The sequence below is a fragment of the Pseudomonas persica genome, from assembly GCF_900291015.1.
Taxonomy (GTDB): Bacteria; Pseudomonadota; Gammaproteobacteria; order Pseudomonadales; family Pseudomonadaceae; genus Aquipseudomonas.
In genome coordinates, this window is the sequence record NZ_OLKL01000016.1 from 1 (window position 1) to 20051 (window position 20051).

Genomic DNA, 20051 nt, shown 5'->3' on the forward strand with positions numbered 1-20051 from the left:
TCGCTTGCAAACGATGCATTCTTTATCGGCGCTTTGGTGGAAGAGGTGGGGCGATGTCTCCCACGGTCTGTACTGCTGTGAACAGTCAGAATCGGGCATTTAGTCCCACCACCCCTTCAAGTCTAACCATACAAGCGGGCTTGCCCGCGAAGAGGCCAGCATAGGCAAAAACGAGACTTCACTTAATCTTTCCCATTTGCAGGTGTATCGTATTCGCCCTTCATCGCCAGCCGTGCTGGCAGCTTGATTGCGCAGAACACGAGGTACCCGCACCGATGTCCTTCACCCGTCGACAAATGCTCAAGGGCCTGACCGGCCTGGTTGTGGTTGGCCTGGGCGCCGGTGGCGCGGCGCGTTACTGGCTGGGCAAGGTCGAAGATGACAATGCCGGGCATGATTACGAGCTGATCGCTGCGCCGCTGGACGTCGAGCTGGTGCCGGGCTTCAAGACCGAGGCCTGGGCCTTCGGCCCCTCGGCACCGGGTACCGAGCTGCGCGTGCGCCAGGGCACCTGGCTGCGGGTGCGCTTCATCAACCACCTGCCGGTGGAAACCACCATCCACTGGCACGGCATCCGCCTGCCGCTGGAAATGGACGGCGTGCCTTATGTTTCGCAACTGCCGGTCAAGCCGGGCGAGTATTTCGATTACAAGTTCCGCGTGCCGGATGCCGGGAGCTACTGGTACCACCCGCATGTCAGCAGCTCCGAGGAGCTGGGCCGCGGGCTGGTCGGCCCGCTGATCGTCGAGGAGCGCGAGCCGACCGGCTTCCAGCATGAGCGCACGCTGAGCCTGAAGAACTGGCACGTGGACGAGCAAGGCGCCTGGCTGCCTTTCAGCATCCCGCGTGAGGCCGCGCGCAACGGCACCGCCGGGCGCCTGATCACCATCAATGGCCAGGCCGACTCGGTTACCGAGCTGCCTGCAGGCCAGGTGGTGCGCGTGCGCCTGCTGAACCTGGACAACACCTGGACCTACCGCCTCAACCTCAAGGGCAATTGCGAGGCGAAAATCTATGCCCTCGACGGCAATCCGGTGACCCCGCGCCTTCTGGAGGACGAGTATTGGCTCGGCCCTGGCATGCGCATCTGCCTGGCTATCCGTATTCCCGAGGCGGGCGAGGAGATCTCCCTGCGCGACGGTTTCGTGCGCCTGGGCACCCTGCGTTCGGTGGCCAGCACCGACGCGCCGAGCGACTGGCCGCCGGCGCTGCCGGTCAACCCGATTGCCGAGCCGGACCTGGAGAATGCCGAGAAGCTCAACTTCAATTTCGAATGGGCGGCAAAAGTCTCGGTAACCACCGACGCGGACAAGCCGTCGAGCATGTGGCAGATCAACGGCCAGGCCTGGGACATTACAGACAAGACCTGTGCCGACCGGCCGATTGCCACGCTGAAGAAGGGCAAGAGCTACATCTTCGAGCTGAAGAACATGACCCAGTACCAGCACCCGATCCACCTGCATGGCATGAGTTTCAAGGTGATCGCCTCCAACCGCCACGACATAAAGGAACCGTGGTTCACCGACACCTACCTGCTCGGCAAGAACGAGCGCGCCCAGGTGGCGCTGGTGGCGGATAACCCGGGTACCTGGATGTTCCACTGCCACGTCATTGACCACATGGAAACCGGCCTGATGGCCGCGATCGCGGTGGTCTGATGCGCCCGCAGATCATCGATCGCAGTCGCGATCAGGAATTCATGCGCATGGCCCTGGCCCTGGCCGCCGAAGGTGCGGCCATGGGCGAGGTGCCGGTGGGCGCGGTGCTGGTGCAGCACGGGCAGGTGATCGGGCAGGGCTTCAATCGGCCGATCATCGACAGTGACCCCAGTGCGCACGCCGAGATGGTGGCCATTCGCGCGGCGGCGAAATCCGCCAGTAACTACCGGCTGCCCGGCAGCACCCTGTATGTGACCCTGGAGCCGTGCAGCATGTGTGCGGGGCTGATTGTGCATTCGCGGGTGATGCGTGTGGTATACGGCGCGCTGGAGCCCAAGGCGGGGATCGTGCAGAGCCAGGGGCAGTTCTTCGGGCAGGGCTTCCTGAACCACCGGGTGATGGTGGAGGGCGGGGTGCTGGCCGAGGAGTGCGGGCAGATCCTCAGTGAGTTCTTCAAGGCCCGCCGGGCCAAGTCTTGACCTGTTCCGGCCCCTTCGCGGGTAAACCCGCTCCCACAGGAATACCACTATCTTCAACACCAGTGATGTACCTGTGGGAGCGGGTTTACCCTCGAAGAGGCCGGTGCAGGCTTACATCGGCGGCGACTGCTCCGCCGGCTTGTCCTTGTTCACTCCGGGCACATGCAGGCTACCCTCGGCCACCTGGCCTTCGAGCTGCGGCTGGGTCACCCAGGTAAGGATGTCGTAGTAACGACGGATGTTGGCCACGAAATGCACCGGCTCGCCGCCACGGGCATAACCGTATTTGGTCTGCCGGTACCACTGCTTCTGCGACAGCCGCGGCAGCATCTTTTTCACGTCCAGCCACTTGTTCGGGTTGAGCTTCTCGCGTTTGGCCAGGGTCCGGGCGTCTTCCAGGTGGCCGGTGCCGACGTTGTAGGCGGCCAGGGCGAACCAGGTGCGGTCCGGTTCCCGGATGCTGTCGTCGAGCTCTTCCTTGATCTTCATGAAGTATTTGGCGCCACCCTGGATGCTCTGCTTCGGGTCCAGGCGATTGGACACGCCCATGGCCTGGGCGGTGCGCTGGGTCAGCATCATCAGGCCGCGCACGCCGGTCTTGGAGGTGACCTCGGGCTGCCACATCGATTCCTGGTAGCCGATGGCGGCCAGCAGGCGCCAGTCCACCTGTTCGACCTTGGCGTAGCTCTTGAAGTGCTTCTCGTACTTGGGCAGGCGCTGCTGCAGGTGCTGGGCGAAGGTATAGGCACCGACATAGCCCAGTACGTCGACATGGCCGTAGTAGCGGTCCTTCAGGCGTTGCAGGGTGCCGTTCTTCTGTGCCTTGTCGAGGAATTCGTTGACCTCGTTGAGCAGGCTGTTGTCTTCACCGGCCGCCACCGCCCAGCGCTGGTCGCGGGTGTCGCCCAGGTCGAAGGCAACCCGCACGTTGGGGAAGTACACCTGGTTCATCGCCAGTTCGTTGGAGTCGACCAGGGTCAGGTCGATCTGCCCTTCGTCGACCATGCGCAGCAGGTCGACCACCTCGACAGCGTCGGATTCTTCGTACTCCAGGCCCGGGTACTGCTTTTTCAGCTCGGCCAGTTGGTCAGCGTGACTGCTGCCCTTGAGCACCATGATCTTCTTGCCGACCAGCCCCTTGGCGTTGGTGGGGCGCGTACGGCCGTTGCGGTAGATGACTTGTGGGGTCACTTCCAGGTAAGGGTGGGAGTACTTCACCTGGGCCTTGCGCCGTTCGCTGGTGACCAGGCCGGCCGCTGCCAGCACCGGGCCGGAGGGCGTGCCGAGGCTATCGTACAACTCGTCGAGGTTGTCGGCGGTCTCGATCTGCAGCTTCACGCCGAGATCCTCGGCGAAATGCTGGACCAGTTCGTACTCGAAGCCGGTTTCGCCGTTGCGGTCCTGGAAGTAGGTGGCCGGGCTGTTGCGGGTGATCACGCGCAGCACGCCATCCTCCTTCACGCGCTCGAGGGTGCTGGGTTTTTCAACGCAGGCACCGAGCAGCAGAAAGAGTCCGGTTGCGAAAAGCCATCTGGCGCAACGCTGGCGCAAAGCAGTGTGGGCGAACATAGGTTGCAGTATACGCAAAGGACTGGCCCAACCATATCTCGACAACTGTTAGCTTGTCTGGTAGCGGGTTCTGTGCTTCACGGGCCTATCGCTGGCGTGCCGGCGACAGGGCCGGGACAGGCAACACAAGACAAATTTTTTTTGACCCGAAAGTCCGGTTCCGCCGCCCGGCAGCCGTGCCTTAGAGCGGGTGCCGAAACCCTTTGAATTAGGCTAGAATGCACGGCCTCTAAGCACACCCCTTCCTGAGGCTGTCCCGACGATGTTGATCCTGCGCGGCGCTCCTGCCCTTTCTGCCTTTCGCCACGGTAAATTACTCGAGCAACTGAGCCAGAAAGTCCCCGCTGTTACTGGTTTGTATGCCGAATTCGCCCACTTCGCCGATGTCGACGGCGAGCTGACCGCCGACCAGCAGCAGGTGCTGGGCCGTCTGCTCAAGTACGGCCCGAGCGTGCCGGTACAGGAGCCGAGCGGCCGCCTGTTCCTGGTCGTGCCGCGCCTGGGCACCATTTCGCCGTGGGCCAGCAAGGCCAGCGACATCGCCCACAACTGCGGCCTGCAGGCGATCCAGCGCCTGGAGCGCGGTATCGCCTACTATGTTGCCGGCAGCCTGAGCGAAGCCGACGCCGAACTGATCGCCGCCGAACTGCACGACCGCATGACTCAGCGCGTGCTCGGCCAGCTGGAGCAGGCCGCTGACCTGTTCAGCCATGCCCAGCCCAAGCCGATGACCTCGGTGGACATCCTCGCCGGTGGCCGTGACGCCCTGGCCAAGGCCAACATCGACCTGGGCCTGGCCTTGGCCGAAGACGAGATCGACTACCTGGTCAATGCCTTCCAGGGCCTCAAGCGCAACCCGAACGACATCGAACTGATGATGTTCGCCCAGGCCAACTCCGAGCACTGCCGCCACAAGATCTTCAACGCCAGTTGGGATATCGACGGTCAGGCTCAGGAAAAGAGCCTGTTCGGCATGATCAAGAACACCTACCAGATGCACAACGAAGGTGTGCTGTCTGCGTACAAGGACAACGCTTCGGTGATCGTCGGCAACGTTGCCGGCCGTTTCTTCCCGAACCCTGAAACCCGCCAGTACGGCGCGGTGCAGGAGCCGGTGCACATCCTGATGAAGGTGGAAACCCACAACCACCCGACCGCCATCGCCCCGTTCTCCGGTGCATCCACCGGCTCCGGCGGCGAAATCCGCGACGAAGGTGCGACCGGCCGTGGTGCCAAGCCCAAGGCCGGCCTGACCGGTTTCACCGTGTCCAACCTGCGCATCCCGGGCTTCGAACAGCCGTGGGAGCAGGCCTACGGCAAGCCTGAGCGTATCGTCGACGCCCTCGATATCATGATCGAAGGCCCGTTGGGCGGCGCCGCGTTCAACAACGAATTCGGTCGCCCGGCCCTGACCGGTTACTTCCGTACCTTCGAGCAGGCCATCAACACCCCGCACGGCGAAGAAGTACGCGGCTACCACAAGCCGATCATGCTCGCCGGCGGCATGGGCAACATCCGTGAAGACCACGTGCAGAAGGGCGAGATCACTGTCGGCGCCAAGCTGATTGTGCTCGGTGGCCCGGCCATGCTGATCGGCCTGGGCGGCGGCGCCGCTTCGTCGGTGGCCACCGGTGCCAGCTCGGCTGACCTGGACTTTGCTTCGGTACAGCGCGAAAACCCGGAAATGGAGCGCCGTTGCCAGGAGGTCATCGACCGCTGCTGGCAGCTGGGCGACGCCAACCCTATCGCCTTCATCCACGACGTTGGTGCCGGCGGTATCTCCAACGCCTTCCCTGAGCTGGTCAACGACGGTGGCCGTGGTGGCCGCTTCGAGCTGCGCAACGTGCCCAACGACGAGCCGGGCATGGCCCCGCACGAAATCTGGAGCAACGAATCGCAGGAGCGTTACGTGCTGGCCGTCAGCGCCGTCGACTTCGAGCGGTTCAAGGCCATTTGCGAACGTGAGCGTTGCCCGTTCGCCGTAGTCGGTGAAGCGACCGAAGAGCAACACCTGACCGTAAGCGACAGCCACTTCGGCAACACGCCGGTAGACATGCCGCTCGACGTATTGCTGGGCAAGCCGCCACGCATGCACCGTTCGGTTACCCGCGAAGCCGAGCTGGGCGATGACTTCGACCCGAGCAAGCTGGATCTGGACAACGCCGTTCAGCGCGTCCTCAGCCACCCGGCCGTGGCCAGCAAGAGCTTCCTGATCACCATCGGCGACCGCACCATCACCGGCCTGGTTGCCCGCGACCAGATGGTCGGCCCGTGGCAGGTACCGGTGGCCGACTGCGCCGTCACCGCCACCAGCTTCGACGTCTACACCGGTGAAGCCATGGCCATGGGCGAGCGTACCCCGCTGGCATTGCTGGATGCCCCGGCGTCCGGCCGCATGGCAATTGGCGAGACACTGACCAACCTGGCTGCCTCGCGCATCGAGAAGCTGTCCGACATCAAACTGTCGGCCAACTGGATGTCTGCCGCCGGCCACCCAGGTGAAGACGCCCGCCTGTACGACACCGTCAAGGCTGTCGGCATGGAGCTGTGCCCGGAGCTGGGCATTACCATTCCGGTCGGCAAAGACTCGATGTCGATGAAGACCAAGTGGAGCGACGAGGGCGTCGAGAAGAGCGTTACTTCGCCAATGTCGCTGATCATCACCGGCTTCGCCCCGGTCACCGACATCCGCAAGACCCTGACCCCGCAACTGCGCATGGACAAGGGCGAGACCGACCTGATCCTGATCGACCTGGGCCGCGGCAAGAACCGCATGGGCGCTTCGATCCTGGCGCAGACCTACGGCAAGATCGCCGCCCAGGCACCGGACGTCGACGATGCCGAAGACCTGAAGGCCTTCTTCGCCGTGATCCAGGGCCTGAACGCCGACGGTCACCTGCTGGCCTACCACGACCGTTCCGACGGCGGCCTGGTCACCACCGTGCTGGAAATGGCCTTCGCCGGCCACTGCGGCCTCGACCTGCACCTCGACCCGCTGACCGACAGCCGTGGCGACGTACCGGCCATCCTGTTCAACGAAGAGCTGGGCGCGGTCATCCAGGTTCGCCAGGATGCCACCCCGGACGTGCTGGCACAGTTCAGCGCCGCTGGCCTGGGCGAGTGCGTCGCGGTGATCGGCAAGCCGATCAACAACGGTGAAGTGTCCATCAGCCTGAACGGCGAAGTGCTGTTCGACGACGACCGCCGCATGCTGCAGCGCCAGTGGGCCGAGACCAGCTACCAGATCCAGCGCCTGCGCGACAACGCCGACTGCGCCGACCAGGAATTCGACCTGCTGCTCGAGGAAGACAACCCGGGCCTGTCGGTCAAGCTGGGCTTCGACGTCAACGACGACATCGCCGCGCCGTACATCAAGAAGGGCGTGCGCCCGCAAGTGGCCATCCTGCGCGAGCAGGGCGTCAACGGCCAGGTCGAAATGGCAGCCGCCTTCGACCGTGCCGGCTTCGCCGCCATCGACGTGCACATGAGCGACATCCTAGCTGGCCGTGTCGACTTCGAGGCCTTCAAGGGCCTGGTCGCCTGCGGTGGTTTCTCCTACGGTGACGTGCTGGGTGCCGGTGAAGGCTGGGCCAAGTCGGCGCTGTTCAACAGCCGTGCCCGTGATGCCTTCCAGGCCTTCTTCGAGCGTACCGACAGCTTCGCCCTGGGCGTGTGCAACGGTTGCCAGATGATGTCCAACCTGCACGAACTGATCCCGGGCACCGAGCACTGGCCGCACTTCGTGCGCAACCGCTCGGAGCAGTTCGAGGCGCGTGTGGCCATGGTCGAAGTGCAGAAGTCCAACTCGATCTTCCTGCAGGGCATGGCCGGTTCGCGCATGCCGATCGCCATCGCCCACGGTGAAGGCCATGCCGAGTTCGCCAGCGAAGAAGCGCTGCTGGCAGCCGACCTGTCCGGTTGTGTGGCCCTGCGCTACGTCGACAACCACGGCAAGGTCACCGAAGCCTACCCGGCCAACCCGAACGGCTCGCCGCGGGGTATCACCGGCCTCACCAGCCGCGACGGCCGCGTGACCATCATGATGCCGCACCCGGAGCGTATGTTCCGTGCCGTGCAGAACTCCTGGCGCCCGGATGAGTGGCAGGAAGATGCCGCGCTGATGCGTATGTTCCGTAACGCACGGGTGTGGGTGAACTAAGGCGTGTACAAGCTCGCCTTCTTCGTCCCCGCCAGCCACGTCGAAGTGGTCAAGGCCGCTGTGTTCGCCGCGGGTGGCGGGCGCATCGGTGACTATGACCACTGCGCCTGGCAAACCCTGGGCCAGGGCCAGTTCCGCCCGTTGGACGGCAGCCAGCCGTTCCTCGGGCAAACCGGCCAGGTCGAGGTAGTGGAGGAGTGGAAGGTGGAGCTGGTGGTGGCGGACGAGCTGATTGTCCAGGTCGTCGCTGCACTCAAGCAGAGCCACCCGTACGAGACGCCAGCCTATGAAGTCTGGCGGCTCGCCGAGTTCTAGACCGCATCAAGGCAATTCGCGGGTAAACCCGCTCCCACAGGGATCGCACAACCCTCGGATATTGTGCGATCCCTGTGGGAGCGGGTTTACCCGCGAAGAGGCCCTACAATCCAGCCACAATCTGCTTGTCCTGCTCGGGCCGCTTCAGCCAGCCACACGCCAGCAACCCCACCTCGAACAGCACCCACATCGGCACCGCCAGCATCGTCTGCGAAAACACATCCGGCGGCGTCAGAATCATCCCCACCACAAAGCAGCCGACGATCACGTAGGGCCTGCTGCGCCGCAACGTAGCCACATCGGCCAACCCCACCCAGACCACGATAAACGTCGCCACCGGTATCTCGAAGGCCAGCCCGAACGCCAGAAACAGCGCCAGGATAAAGTCCAGGTACTGGCTGATATCGGTCATCATCGCCACGCCTTCCGGTGTCACGCTGGCAAAGAAACCGAACATCATCGGGAACACCAGGAAGAACGCGAAGGCCATGCCGGCATAGAACAGCACGATGCTCGACACCAGTAGCGGCAGGGCAATGCGCCGCTCACGGCGGTACAGCCCCGGCGCCAGAAAGCCCCAGGCCTGGTGCAGCAACAGCGGCATGGCCACGAACAGCGCGCACATCGCGGTCAGCTTGAACGGCGTCAGGAACGGCGAAGTGACGCTGGTGGCGATCATGCTCGCGCCTTCCGGCAAGAAGCGCCGCAGCGGTTCGGAAATCAGTGTGTACAGCGTTTGGGCGAAGGGGAACAGGCCGACGAATACCAGTGCCACCAGCGCCAGGCAGCGCACCAGGCGTTTGCGCAGGTCACGCAGGTGTTCGGTCAGCGGCATGCTCGCCGTCGGGTCCATGGCAATACTCATGAAGCGTTTTCCTTGGGGGCAGCGACCGTGGCCGCATCATTGGCCGGCTCCGCGTTCAGGCTGATGCCCTGGCGGATCTCCTGTTCCAGGCGCTGCAAAGGCGCACTGTCGAGGTTGGGCAGTTCGATCTCCCGCTCCACCTGCGTGCGCAACGCCTGCATGGCCCTGCGCGCCTGGCCCAGGCCGCGCCCAAGGGTGCGTGCCGCCACCGGCAGGCGCTCCGGGCCCAGCACCAATAGCGCGACGATGCCGACCAGCAGCAACTCGCTGAAGCCTACCTCGAACATCAGGCCTGACGGTCCGCTTGCGGTTGTTGCGCGGCCTGGCCAGCCAGCGGCGCCTGTTGCTGTACGTGCGCCTGGCCAGGGGCATTGGCGTCAGTGTCGCCGCCCATGGACTTGCGAAAACCCTGGATCGCCTCGCCCACATCACTGCCCAGGCCCTTGAGGCGCTTGGTACCAAACAGCAGGAATACGATCAGCAGTACGATCACCAGTTGCCAGATTCCAATGCCACCCATTGCGACCACTCCTGTAAGGTCATGAAAAGGAAAGACAATCCTGCCTCGCGTAGATGACGTACACATGACGAACGGTCACTGCCATCTACCTGCAACACCTAGCGTGTTTGACTGGCGTTTTTATTCGGTAGCGAGGCAGGCAAGGATGGGTGGCAGGCAACAGCAGGGCGCGGCCCTGCTGATGGTGATGGTGGTGCTGGCGATGCTGGCGGCGGGCATGGCCTGGCTGGTGGAAGATGGCCGGCGCCAGGTCGATGATGTGCGCCTGTTGCACCAGCGGGTGCAGGCGCGAGCGATGGAGCAGGCCGGCCTGGCCTATGCCGGGCAGGCCCTGCGTGACCCCAGCTGGCGGCTTAGCCCGCTGTTCTGGCAGGCCTTGCGCGGGCAGCCGCTGAATTATGACTTTGGCGCTGGCCAGGCACAGTTGCGGGTGCGCGACCAGCACACCTGCTTCAACGTCAATGCGCTGCTCGGTGCTGATGGCGAGCGTGCCGCGCGTCAGTTGCGTTACCTGCTGGGCGACGACATGGCTGCCGAGCGCCTGGTCGATGCCCTGGCCGACTGGCTGGATGCCGACAGCGATGCCCGCCTGCAGGGCGCCGAGAGCGCCCAGTATCTGCGCCAGCAACCACCACGCCTGGCGGCCAACCAGCCGATGGTCGATACCAGCGAGCTGAACCTGCTGCTGGAGCCGGACGCCGGCCGCCAGGGCCGTTACCCGAGGTTGTGCGCCTTGCCGCAGACCACCGGCTGGCGGCTGAATGCCAATGCCCTTGGGCTGGAGCATCTGCCGTTGCTGGAAGCGCTGTATGAAGGGCGTTATCCGCGCTCGTTGCTCAGCCGCATCATCAGCGGCCGGCCGGCGTCGGGGTATGTGGATGCAGCTGCGCTACGCCAGGCGCTGGGCGCGGTGGATGACGAAACCTTCGAGCGCTTGAGCGAAGGGCTGCTGCTGAACAGTGGGTATTTCCTGTTGCAGCTGTCGTTTACGGAGGAGGGGCGGGTGATCCGCAGCGAGTTCCAGGTGGAGGCACTGGGGGTAGTGCAATGGCATGCCCGGGTGCCAGCGCAGCAGGTGCGGGTCAGGAGCCGGGAGCCGATAGTTCAGTAATGTTCAGCGGCCTCTTCGCGGGTAAACCCGCTCCCACAGGTACTGCACAGGGTTCAAAAACTGTGCGGTACTTGTGGGAGCGGGTTTACCCGCGAAGAGGCCGGTACAGCCAGCACAAGGCTGACTGACCGGCGCCATGTCAGACAGTCCCGATCTCCCCGCCATCAATGCGCTGAATCACCACTGTCGCAGCCCGCGGCCTTACCGTGGTGCCTGCCGGGGTGGCATCGGTGGCCTTGTCGGTATACGGCCAGTTATCCGGGTGCTGGATGTTGACGAACAGCGTCTTGTTGTCCGGGGTAAAGGTAATTCCGGTCACCTCGCAGCCATTCGGTCCGACGAAGAAACGGCGCAGGTCCACCTGGTTCTGCGCGTTTACCGGCACCTGCTTGCCGCTGGCATCCACCAGGTTGGTGGGGATTACCGCCAGCAACTGGTCGTTGGTGTAGTCGGTCACGCTGCTCTCGCCGTTGTCGGTCTCGAACCACAGCACGCCACGGCTATCGAAGCTCATGCCGTCGGGGCTTGCGAACTGGTTCAGTTCGGTCAGGCCGGAGCGGTTGATGTCGGCGGTGCCGGCAGCGTTGGCGCCGAACACGAAGATGTCCCAAGTGAAGCTCAGCTGGTCGTCGCTGTCGTGCCAGCGGATGATATGGCCGTGACGGTTCGGGCCGCGCGGGTTGGCTGCATCGACCTTTTCCGGGGTGCGCGCGCTGTTGTTGGTCAAGGTCAGGTACACGTCGCCGTTGAGCGGGTTGACCGTGGTCCATTCCGGGCGGTCCATCGGCGTTGCGCCCACGGCATCGCCAGCACCACGGGTGTTGAGGATGATGCCCGGCAGGTCGCCATACAGTGCGCCCAGGGTGCTGCCGCCAGTGGTGGCGGTGGCCACGTCCAGCAGCAGCCATACGCCAGTACCGTCGGCATTGAAGCGGGCCACGTACAGCTTGCCTTGGTCGAGGTACTTGGCGCCGGTGGCCAGGCGGTCGGCCGGGGTGGCGTCGGCGGCGTCCCACACGGCGGTGGACACCCACTTGTACAGGTATTCGTTGTTCGAGTCGTCACCCATGTACCATACCAGCGGCTTGCCGGCGACCGGCAGACCCGGGCAACAGCCTTCGTGGCGGAAGCGGCCCAGCGCGGTGCGCTTGGTGGCCAGGGTGTTGCTGTCGTACGGGTCGATTTCGACGATGTAGCCGTAGGTGCTGGCTTCGTTGCGGTAGTCGTCGGTGGCGCTGGCGCCTTTGACGGTGACATCGAAACGGGCGAACTCGTCGGCCACTTCGCTGCTGTCACCGGCAGCAGTTTCCCACTTGTACTGGCCGCTGGAGGTGCCCACGCCAATGCGGCGCTGGTCTTCAGGGCGGGTGCCCTTGTTGACGAAGATGCCTGGCCAGTTCTCTTCACAGGTCAGGTAGGTGCCCCACGGGGTGTAGCCGTTGCCGCAGTTGTTGTTGGTGCCGCGGCAGTGGGTGCCGGCGCTGGAGTACTTGGTCTTGACGTGGTCGGTACCCCGCAGCGGGCCGGTGATTTCCATGCGCGAAGCAGTAGTGAAGCGGCGGTTGAGCGGGTCGTTGTCGACCACCTGCCAGCGGCCAGCGATTTTCTGCAGGCGCACCACACCGGCGCCATGGGCGTTGATTTCCTTGCGCACTTCCTCGGCCGGGCGCTTGCCGTTGACATCGGTGGTCGGGCCGGCCGGGTGCAGGGCAGCGGTATCGATGTACTCGAAGTTGATCGCCAGCAGGCCGTCTTCGGAGCTGCCGTTGATGGGGAAGAAGTGCATGCCGTCATGGTGCATGCCCATGGCGTTGGCCTGGTCGGTCGAGGTGTTGCTGCCGTCGGCCTTCCACGGGTTGCCGTTGCTGTTGATCGGCGTGCCCCAGGGTGCCAGCACGTAGGCGCTGTAGCCGGCGGCAATCACGCAGGCGTCGGTGCGCGAGCCCGGGATGGACTGGAAGCCCAGTGCCAGTTTCGGCACTTCCGGCTCAGTCACGGGGGGCTCGGTGACCGGATCATCGTGATCGGAACCACCACCGTCGAAGCAGCCTGTCAGGCCGGTACCGGCAATCATGGCGATGGCGGCGCCCAGGCTGCCGCGGATCACACTGCGGCGGCTCAGGTAGGCGTCCATGACGTTGGCCATCGGCAGGTTGCCGCTTTGGTTCCGGTCCAGGTTGTCGCCGGTATCTCGACTCATCAGGGTGTCCTTATGTTGGCTGAGTTAGAGGAAACCGCGACTTTAGTGCGCAAATATGATGATTCATTGGCAGAAATGTTAAGGGGTTTTTAAAACAACTCGCTCTTAGAAGCACGCCCTACAGATCAAATTGGAATGTCTGTCGGATTTCTGCCATCAAACTGTAATGCCAACGCCGCAACATCCGGGTCCCTGAATGAACATGGATAAGGATGGCAGGTTCGATGGCAAGCAGTGTGCACAGGCGCGAAGTGATTGGCTGGATGGGTGTCGGTGCCTTGGCACCGTTGCTCGGCGCCTGCTCCGCCTTCCCAGGGCAGCAGGGCGGCAACGCCAACCTCGACCTGCTGTACGTGGCCGATACCCTCGATGCCCGCCAGCCTGGCCAGGCCGTGGTGCCGGCCACCCGCCTGGGGCCGGTCAGCCACCTAGGGCGTGCTCCATGGATGACCGGCAGCAGCGCCAGTATCGGCTACCCGCAACTGGCGCCGCTGCTCGATGCCAGCCAGGCTGCATCTGCCCGGCTGGGTGGCTATGCGGTGCTGGCGGCGTTGCTGGAGCAATTGCGCGGCGAGGCTGGGGCGGGCAACAGCCTGACCCTGGAAAACGGCCAGGGCTGGAATGGCAGTGGCCTGGCCTACCTGACCCAGGGTGAAAGCGGCCTGCAGGGCAGCCAGTTGCTGGGCAGCGAAGCGCGGGTCAGCAGCGACGAGCGCGTGCTGTGGCCACAGCGCAGCCCGGCGCTGTATCACCAGGCTAGCGCCGTGACCCTGGGCGCCGGGCTGGCGGACACGCAACGTCAGGCTTTGGGCCTGGACGCCTTGCACGTCTTCGAACGCGGCGGCGCACGTATTGCCGTGGTTGGCGTGACCGACCCTTACGCCCAGGACCAGAAAGCCTCTCTTAAACAGTGGTACCAGTCATTGCAGCCGGTGTTCGAGCAGGCCCGGCGCGAGGCTGACCTGGTGGTGGCCATGGCCGATGTCGGTACCGGGCCGGGCCTGTGGCTGGCCGAGCGGGTGCCGCAGATCGACGTGCTGCTGTGCGCTCGTGGCCAGGACCTGTGGCCGGCGCCGGTCGAGGTGAGCCAGGCCAGCGGCCGCCGCGTGCCGGTACTGTTCGCCGGATGCCGGGGCTGCGGCGCCTTCCGCCTGCGCTGCCAGCGCGTGGCCGGGCTGTGGCGGTTCGACGGGCGCTTCTTCCCGGCCTTTGAACAACAGCTGGCACCCGCCGCGCAGCAGCGTGTCGGGGCATTGCAGACGGAGCTGCGTCAGCAGCGCGCCGGCCACGCGGCCTGGCTCGACCAACCGCTGGCCCGCGCGCCCCAGGCGCTGTGGCGCCGCGACACCCGAGGTGGCAGCTGGGACCGTGTGCTGCATCAGGCCCTGGCCGACGACAGCAGCATACCGGTGCTGCTGCCGGGCCTGCGTTATGACTACCCGCTGCCCGCCGGGGCGGCCATCACCCGCGAGCACCTGATCAGCCTCACCGGTGGCTACCCCGCACCGGTGGTCGAAGCGCCTGCCCGGCAGGTCGAGCAAGTGCTGGAAAACGCCGCGGAGCAACTGTTCGGCGACCCGCTGCTGCTGGACAACAGCCAGGACCTGCCGCGTTGGCAGGGCCAGGCCTGGCGTGTCAGCTACAGCCCGCAAGGCAAGCGCATCAGTGGCCTGGAGCCGGTTCAGGGGCTGTGTCGCACGTTTGGCCTGCAATTTGAAACCCAGGCCGGCGAGCCGCTGTGGCAACGGGTCGAAGCCTGGCTCGCCCGCCAGGCGACCGACTGGCAACTGGCGCCGCTGCAACTGCCCGAAGTGCGCTACGTGCAGGGGCACCCGGGTTGGCACCCAAGGCAGCTGGCCTCGTGATGCTCGCCTCGCGCCTGCTGACTGGCGCTGGCCTGACCCTGGCCGGCTGGCTAGCCGCCCAGTGCGTGTTGCAACTGGGCCGCCAGCCGCAACCGGCCACTGCGCCCGCAGCGGCCGACAAGCCGCTGCCTGGCTTGATGGTCGGCCATTGGCAGGTACCCGTCGACGACGGTGCCATTGCCATCACCCGCCTGCCACTGCAATACCTCGGCGGCCTCAAGGCCCAGCCGCTGGCCTCCAGCGTGGTAGTGCTGCGCTATGGCGAGCAGGTGCGCACCCTGGCCCGCGGCCAGCGCCTGGCGCCAGGGATCGTGCTGCAGGACATCGACAGCGATGGATTGATTTTCAACAACCAGGGGCGGCGCGAGCGCCTGCCCTGGCCGCCACGCCCCGGCGTGACCGGCTTCAAGCGGCAAGGATGAACGATGCCTGTCAGATATCGCATGGTGGCCGCGCTGAGCCTGGCCTTGTTCTTGGCCCTGCCCACAGCCAGTGCCGAAGAGCCGGTGTTCGATGACAGCGGCACGCCCCTGTACGAGGTGAACTTCGTCGACACCGAACTGGACGAGTTCATCGATAGCGTGTCGCGCATCACCGGCACCACCTTCATCGTCGACCCCCGGGTCAAGGGCAAGGTCACCGTGCGCACCGTCGACCTGCACGACGCCGATGCCATCTACGACATCTTTCTGGCGCAGTTGCGCGCCCAGGGCTACGCCACTGTCGACCTGCCTAACGGCAGCGTGAAGATCGTTCCCGACCAGGCCGCTCGCCTGGAGCCTGTGCCGGTGGAGGCGGGAGGGCAGCAGGGGGAAGGCAGCGACAGCGTGGCTACTCGGGTATTCAATGTGCGCAACGCCGCCAGCGAGCAGGTGCTGGGCATCCTCAAGCCCCTGATCGACCCACGGGTCGGTGTGATCACACCTTATCCGGCGGCGCACCAGTTGGTCGTTACCGACTGGCGCAGCAACCTGGACCGTATCGCCAGCTTGCTGCGCCAGCTCGACCGCCCCCAGGACGCACCAGGCAGCGGCAGTACTCAGGTCATCTACCTGCGCCATGCCAATGCTGGCGAAGTGGTCAAGGTGTTGCGCGGGCTCAGCCAGGAAGGCATGGCGCCTTCTGAAGGTGCGGGCGAAGCAGAGGGCAAGGACCGGCCCGTAGTGGCTGTCACCGGTGGCTCGGGCATTCGTCTGGAATACGAAGAAGGCACCAATGCCGTGGTCATGGTCGGCCCCGACAGCGAGCTGGCCGCCTACCGCGCCATCGTCGAGCAGCTGGACATCCGCCGTGCCCAGGTAGTGGTGGAGGCGATCATCGCCGAGGTCTCCGACAGCAGCGCCCAGGAGCTGGGTGTGCAGTGGTTGTTCGCCGACGAAAAGTTCGGTGCCGGCATCGTCAATTTCGGCAGCAACGGGGTGAACATCGCCAACATCGCCGGGGCCGCCGCCAGTGGCGACAACGGGGCCCTCAGCGAGCTGTTGTCCGGCACCACCGGCGCCATGGCGGGTATCGGCCATTTCGGCGGCGGTTTCAACTTCGCCATGCTGGTCAACGCGCTGAAGGGCAAGAGCGGCTTCAACCTGCTGTCCACGCCCACCCTGCTGACCCTGGACAACGCCGAGGCGTCGATCCTGGTCGGCCAGGAAGTGCCCTTCGTCACCGGTTCGGTGACGCAGAGCAACGCCAACCCGTACCAGACCATCGAGCGCAAGGAAGTCGGGGTGAAGCTGCGCATCAAGCCGCAGATCAACATCGACAACAGCGTGCGCCTGGACATCGTCCAGGAGGTGTCGTCGATTGCCGAGTCTACCGCTGCCAGCGACGTGATCACCAACAAGCGTGAGATCAAGACCAAGGTCATGGTCGAAGACAACGGCCTGGTGATTCTTGGCGGCCTGATCAGCGACGAACTGAGCACCAGCGACCAGCGCGTGCCGCTGCTTGGCGATATCCCTTACCTGGGCCGGCTGTTCCGCTCCGACGCCAGCAAGAACACCAGGCAGAACCTGATGGTGTTCATCCGCCCGCGCATCCTGCGTGACGGGCCGAGTCTGGCCGGGCTCAGCGAAGACAAGTACCGCACCTTGCAGCAGACCACGCCGCTGCAATTGCCTGACCTGGCTGATGCGCAAACAGCGACGCCGCTGTTGCAGGTGTTCCCCTCCAGCCGTGCACGGCTGGAAGGCGGTAACTGGTGATGCTGCCTTATCGACAGGCGCGGCAGAGCGGGGTGGCCATGGCCCCGGCGGAGCAGGGCTGGCAGCTGTGGCTGCGGCCCGACGCCGACAGTGCCCAGTTGCAGGAGCTGTTGCGCGTGCACGGCCAGCCCAGCCTGCTCGAATACCTGGAGCCTGCGCTGTTCGACGAACGCCTTGGCCAGCTGTACCAGGCCGGTGATGCCGCCACCGAGGCGCTGATCGAAGGCATCGGCGACCAGGTCGACCTGGACAGCCTGATGAGCGAAATGCCGCGCATCGAGGACCTGCTGGAAAGCGACGACGAAGCCCCGGTGATCCGCCTGATCAACGGCCTGTTCGGCCAGGCCCTGCGCCTGCGCGCCTCGGACATTCATATTGAAACCTTCGAACAGAGCCTGGTGGTGCGCCTGCGGGTCGATGGCCACCTGCGCGAAGTGTTGCGCCCACCGCGTGCGCTGTCGGCCATGCTGGTGTCGCGGATCAAGGTCATGGCGCGCCTGGACATCGCCGAAAAGCGCCAGCCCCAGGATGGCCGTATCACCTTGCGTGCGGCGGGGCGGGAAGTGGATGTGCGCGTTTCGACCCTGCCTGGCATTCACGGCGAACGGGTGGTGATGCGCGTGCTCGACAAGCAGGCCAGCCTGCTGGCGCTGGCCAACCTGGGCATGCCGGCAGCCGTGTTGCAGGGCTTGCGCGGTTGCCTGGCGCGGCCCAATGGCATCGTGCTGTCCACTGGGCCGACCGGTTCGGGCAAGACCACTACCCTGTACGCCAGCCTCAACAGCCTCAATGACGGTAGCCGCAACATCCTCACCGTCGAGGACCCGGTGGAATACGCTATCGCCGGCATCGGCCAGACCGCCATCAACCCGCGTGCCGGGCTAACCTTCGCCAGCGGCCTGCGCGCCATCCTGCGCCAGGACCCGGACGTGATCATGCTCGGCGAAATCCGCGACCAGGAGACCGCACAGATCGCCGTGCAGGCCAGCCTCACCGGTCACCTGGTGTTGTCCACACTGCACACCAACAGCGCAGTGGGCGCGGTGACCCGCCTGCGCGACATGGGCGTCGAACCGTTCCTGATCGCCTCATGCCTGCGCGGCGTACTGGCCCAGCGCCTGGTGCGGCGCTTGTGCAGTTGCGCCGTGGCGCAGCCGCTGCAGTCGGCGGAACGTGACCTGTGGCCCGAGCTGGCGGCGCTGGGTAGCAGCTACCACGCCGTGGGCTGCGAGCAGTGCCAGGGCAGTGGTTATGTCGGGCGCCTGGGCTTGTATGAATTCGTTGAACTGGATGCCGGGCTGATCGGCCTGCTGTACGACGGCGCCAGTGAACTGGCCATGCAGGACTACCTGGCCGGACGCCGGCAGAGCCTGGTGGCGATGGCCAGCGACTGCCTGGCCCGTGGCGAGACCAGCCTGGCCGAAGTACTGCGCGTGGTGCAGGGCTGAGCCATGCCGACCTATCGCTACCAAGCGGTCGACCTCGCCGGCAAGCCCCACAAGGCCAGCTTGCAGGCCGACAGCGAACGTCATGCCCGTCAGTTGTTGCGTGAGCAGGGCCTGTTCGCCCGCCGCTTGCAGCGTCACGAAGCCGGCACCCGGCAACCCCGGCGCCAGCGCCTGAGCCGCGCCCAACTGTGCGAACTGACTCGTCAGCTGGCCACCCTGACCGGTGCCGGCATCCCGCTGGTCGACGCCCTGGCTACCCTGGAACGGCAACTGCACCAGCCCGCGCTGCACAGTGTGCTGGTGGCCTTGCGCGGCTCGCTGGCCGAAGGCCTGGGCCTGGCCCGCAGCCTGGCACGTCAGGGGGCACCGTTTACTGGCTTGTACTGCGCGCTGGTCGAGGCTGGCGAGCGTTCCGGGCGCCTGGCCCAGGTGCTGACCCGCCTCGCCGACCACCTGGAGCAGGTACAACGGCAACAGCACAAGGCACGTACCGCGCTGATCTACCCCACCGTATTGATGGGGGTGTCACTCGCCGTGGTAGCAGGCCTGATGACCTTCGTCGTGCCCAAGCTCACCGAACAGTTCGCCCACGCCGGGCAGAGCCTGCCGCTCATTACATCGCTGCTGATCGGTCTGAGCCAAGGGCTGGTGCAGGCCGGGCCCTGGCTGTTGGCGTTGGCCCTGATGCTCGGCGTGCTCGGCGGCTGGTTGTTGCGCAAGCCGTACTGGTGCCTGCGCCGCGACCAGTTGCTGCTACACCTGCCACACATTGGCAGCCTGCTGCAGGTGCTGGAAAGCGCGCGCCTGGCACGCAGCCTGGCGATTCTCAGCGGCAGCGGTGTGGCCCTGCTCGAAGCCCTGCAAGTGGCCACTGAAACTGTCGGCAACCGGCGAATCCGTCTGGCCATGGAGCAGGTGCGCCAGCAGGTGCAGGGCGGTACCAGCCTGCACCGCGCGCTGGATGCCAGCCAGCAATTCCCGCCGCTGCTGGTGAACATGGTCGGCAGCGGCGAGGCCAGCGGCACCCTCGCCGACATGCTCGAACGGGTGGCCGACGACCAGGAGCGCGGCTTTGCCCGCCAGGTCGATACCGCCATGGCGCTGTTCGAACCCCTGATGATCCTGGTGATGGGCGCCGTGGTGCTGTTCATCGTGCTGGCGGTGCTGCTGCCGATCATGCAACTCAACCAGGGCCTGCAACTGTGACGACAAGGAGTACTGCCATGCAGCATCGACGTAACCGCCAGCGCGGCTTCACCCTCATGGAAATCATGGTGGTGATCTTCATCATCGGCCTGCTGATCGCCGTGGTCGCGCCCAGCGTGCTGGGCAACCAGGACAAGGCCATGAAGCAGAAGGTGATGGCCGACCTGGCCACCCTGGAGCAAGCGCTGGACATGTACCGCCTGGACAACCTGCGCTTCCCCAGTAGCGAGCAGGGCCTGGCCGCGCTGGTGAAACAGCCGGCCCAGGAGCCGCTGCCACGGGCCTGGCGCAGTGACGGCTACGTGCGCCGCCTGCCGGAAGACCCGTGGGGCACCCCGTACCAGTACCGCATGCCCGGTGAACATGGCCGGGTCGACGTGTACTCGCTGGGTGCCGATGGTCTGCCGGGCGGCGAAGGCCAGGATGCCGATCTGGGTAACTGGGAGCTGTAAAGG

Annotated in this window: 16 protein-coding genes; 11 read left to right on the plus strand and 5 right to left on the minus strand. The window is 65.2% G+C overall.

Features of this window, described 5'->3' with window-relative positions:
* Positions 1–275: 275 nt before the first annotated feature.
* Together FQ664_RS07755 and tadA are read left to right on the plus strand one after the other, a co-directional pair.
* Complete coding sequence (locus FQ664_RS07755; protein ID WP_144171348.1) at positions 276–1658, plus strand: multicopper oxidase family protein; 1383 nt, start codon at positions 276–278, stop codon at positions 1656–1658.
* A complete protein-coding gene (gene tadA, locus FQ664_RS07760; RefSeq protein ID WP_144171350.1) occupies positions 1658–2137 on the plus strand; it encodes a tRNA adenosine(34) deaminase TadA in 480 nt (159 codons plus the stop codon). Before FQ664_RS07755 ends, tadA begins: the two co-directional genes overlap by 1 nt.
* Positions 2138–2248: 111 nt before the next feature.
* Here the strand turns inward: tadA and mltF are convergent, their stop codons facing one another.
* Positions 2249–3706 carry a membrane-bound lytic murein transglycosylase MltF gene (gene mltF / locus FQ664_RS07765; protein ID WP_144171352.1) on the minus strand — a complete coding sequence of 486 codons (1458 nt, stop codon included), beginning with the start codon at positions 3704–3706 and terminating at the stop codon, positions 2249–2251.
* Positions 3707–3968: 262 nt separating this feature from the next.
* Here mltF and purL point away from each other — a divergent pair, with 262 nt between their 5' ends.
* Complete coding sequence (gene purL / locus FQ664_RS07770) at positions 3969–7865, plus strand: phosphoribosylformylglycinamidine synthase (protein ID WP_144171354.1); 3897 nt, start codon at positions 3969–3971, stop codon at positions 7863–7865.
* 3 nt (positions 7866–7868) lie between these two features.
* Positions 7869–8180 carry a YqfO family protein gene (locus tag FQ664_RS07775; RefSeq protein WP_144171356.1) on the plus strand — a complete coding sequence of 104 codons (312 nt, stop codon included), beginning with the start codon at positions 7869–7871 and terminating at the stop codon, positions 8178–8180.
* A 103-nt stretch (positions 8181–8283) separates the two neighbouring features.
* Here FQ664_RS07775 and tatC read toward each other — a convergent pair whose 3' ends face one another.
* Genes tatC through tatA form a run of 3 tightly spaced genes read right to left on the minus strand, consistent with a single transcriptional unit; the run spans position 8284 to position 9565 of the window.
* The gene (gene tatC, locus FQ664_RS07780; RefSeq protein WP_144171358.1) at positions 8284–9045 is read right to left on the minus strand and encodes a twin-arginine translocase subunit TatC; all 762 of its coding nucleotides are present in this window, start codon (positions 9043–9045) and stop codon (positions 8284–8286) included.
* Positions 9042–9332, minus strand: a complete 291-nt coding sequence (tatB, locus tag FQ664_RS07785; protein ID WP_144171360.1) for a Sec-independent protein translocase protein TatB — start codon at positions 9330–9332, stop codon at positions 9042–9044. The genes tatC and tatB overlap by 4 nt, the downstream gene beginning before the upstream one ends.
* Positions 9332–9565, minus strand: coding sequence for a twin-arginine translocase TatA/TatE family subunit (gene tatA, locus FQ664_RS07790; protein WP_144171362.1), 234 nt, complete (start codon positions 9563–9565; stop codon positions 9332–9334). Before tatA ends, tatB begins: the two co-directional genes overlap by 1 nt.
* A gap of 145 nt (positions 9566–9710) precedes the next feature.
* Here tatA and gspK point away from each other — a divergent pair, with 145 nt between their 5' ends.
* Positions 9711–10676, plus strand: a complete 966-nt coding sequence (gene gspK / locus FQ664_RS07795; protein WP_144171364.1) for a type II secretion system minor pseudopilin GspK — start codon at positions 9711–9713, stop codon at positions 10674–10676.
* Between the two features lie 139 nt (positions 10677–10815).
* Here gspK and FQ664_RS07800 read toward each other — a convergent pair whose 3' ends face one another.
* On the minus strand, positions 10816–12876 hold the full coding sequence (locus tag FQ664_RS07800) for a PhoX family protein (protein WP_144171366.1): 2061 nt from the start codon (positions 12874–12876) through the stop codon (positions 10816–10818).
* A gap of 224 nt (positions 12877–13100) precedes the next feature.
* Here FQ664_RS07800 and FQ664_RS07805 point away from each other — a divergent pair, with 224 nt between their 5' ends.
* The 6 genes from FQ664_RS07805 to gspG are packed head-to-tail and all read left to right on the plus strand — an operon-like array spanning position 13101 to position 20048.
* A complete protein-coding gene (locus FQ664_RS07805; RefSeq protein WP_144171368.1) occupies positions 13101–14741 on the plus strand; it encodes a bifunctional UDP-sugar hydrolase/5'-nucleotidase in 1641 nt (546 codons plus the stop codon).
* A complete protein-coding gene (locus FQ664_RS07810) occupies positions 14738–15163 on the plus strand; it encodes a pilus assembly protein PilZ (RefSeq protein WP_178090962.1) in 426 nt (141 codons plus the stop codon). The genes FQ664_RS07805 and FQ664_RS07810 overlap by 4 nt, the downstream gene beginning before the upstream one ends.
* Positions 15164–15166: 3 nt before the next feature.
* The gene (gspD, locus tag FQ664_RS07815; protein WP_474707138.1) at positions 15167–16942 is read left to right on the plus strand and encodes a type II secretion system secretin GspD; all 1776 of its coding nucleotides are present in this window, start codon (positions 15167–15169) and stop codon (positions 16940–16942) included.
* The gene (locus tag FQ664_RS07820; protein WP_144171370.1) at positions 16942–18390 is read left to right on the plus strand and encodes a GspE/PulE family protein; all 1449 of its coding nucleotides are present in this window, start codon (positions 16942–16944) and stop codon (positions 18388–18390) included. Before gspD ends, FQ664_RS07820 begins: the two co-directional genes overlap by 1 nt.
* Positions 18391–18393: 3 nt before the next feature.
* Positions 18394–19596: a type II secretion system inner membrane protein GspF gene (gene gspF, locus FQ664_RS07825; protein ID WP_144171372.1), complete on the plus strand. Its 1203-nt coding sequence runs from the start codon at positions 18394–18396 to the stop codon at positions 19594–19596.
* 17 nt (positions 19597–19613) lie between these two features.
* Positions 19614–20048 carry a type II secretion system major pseudopilin GspG gene (gspG, locus tag FQ664_RS07830; protein ID WP_144171374.1) on the plus strand — a complete coding sequence of 145 codons (435 nt, stop codon included), beginning with the start codon at positions 19614–19616 and terminating at the stop codon, positions 20046–20048.
* Positions 20049–20051 lie beyond the last annotated feature (3 nt).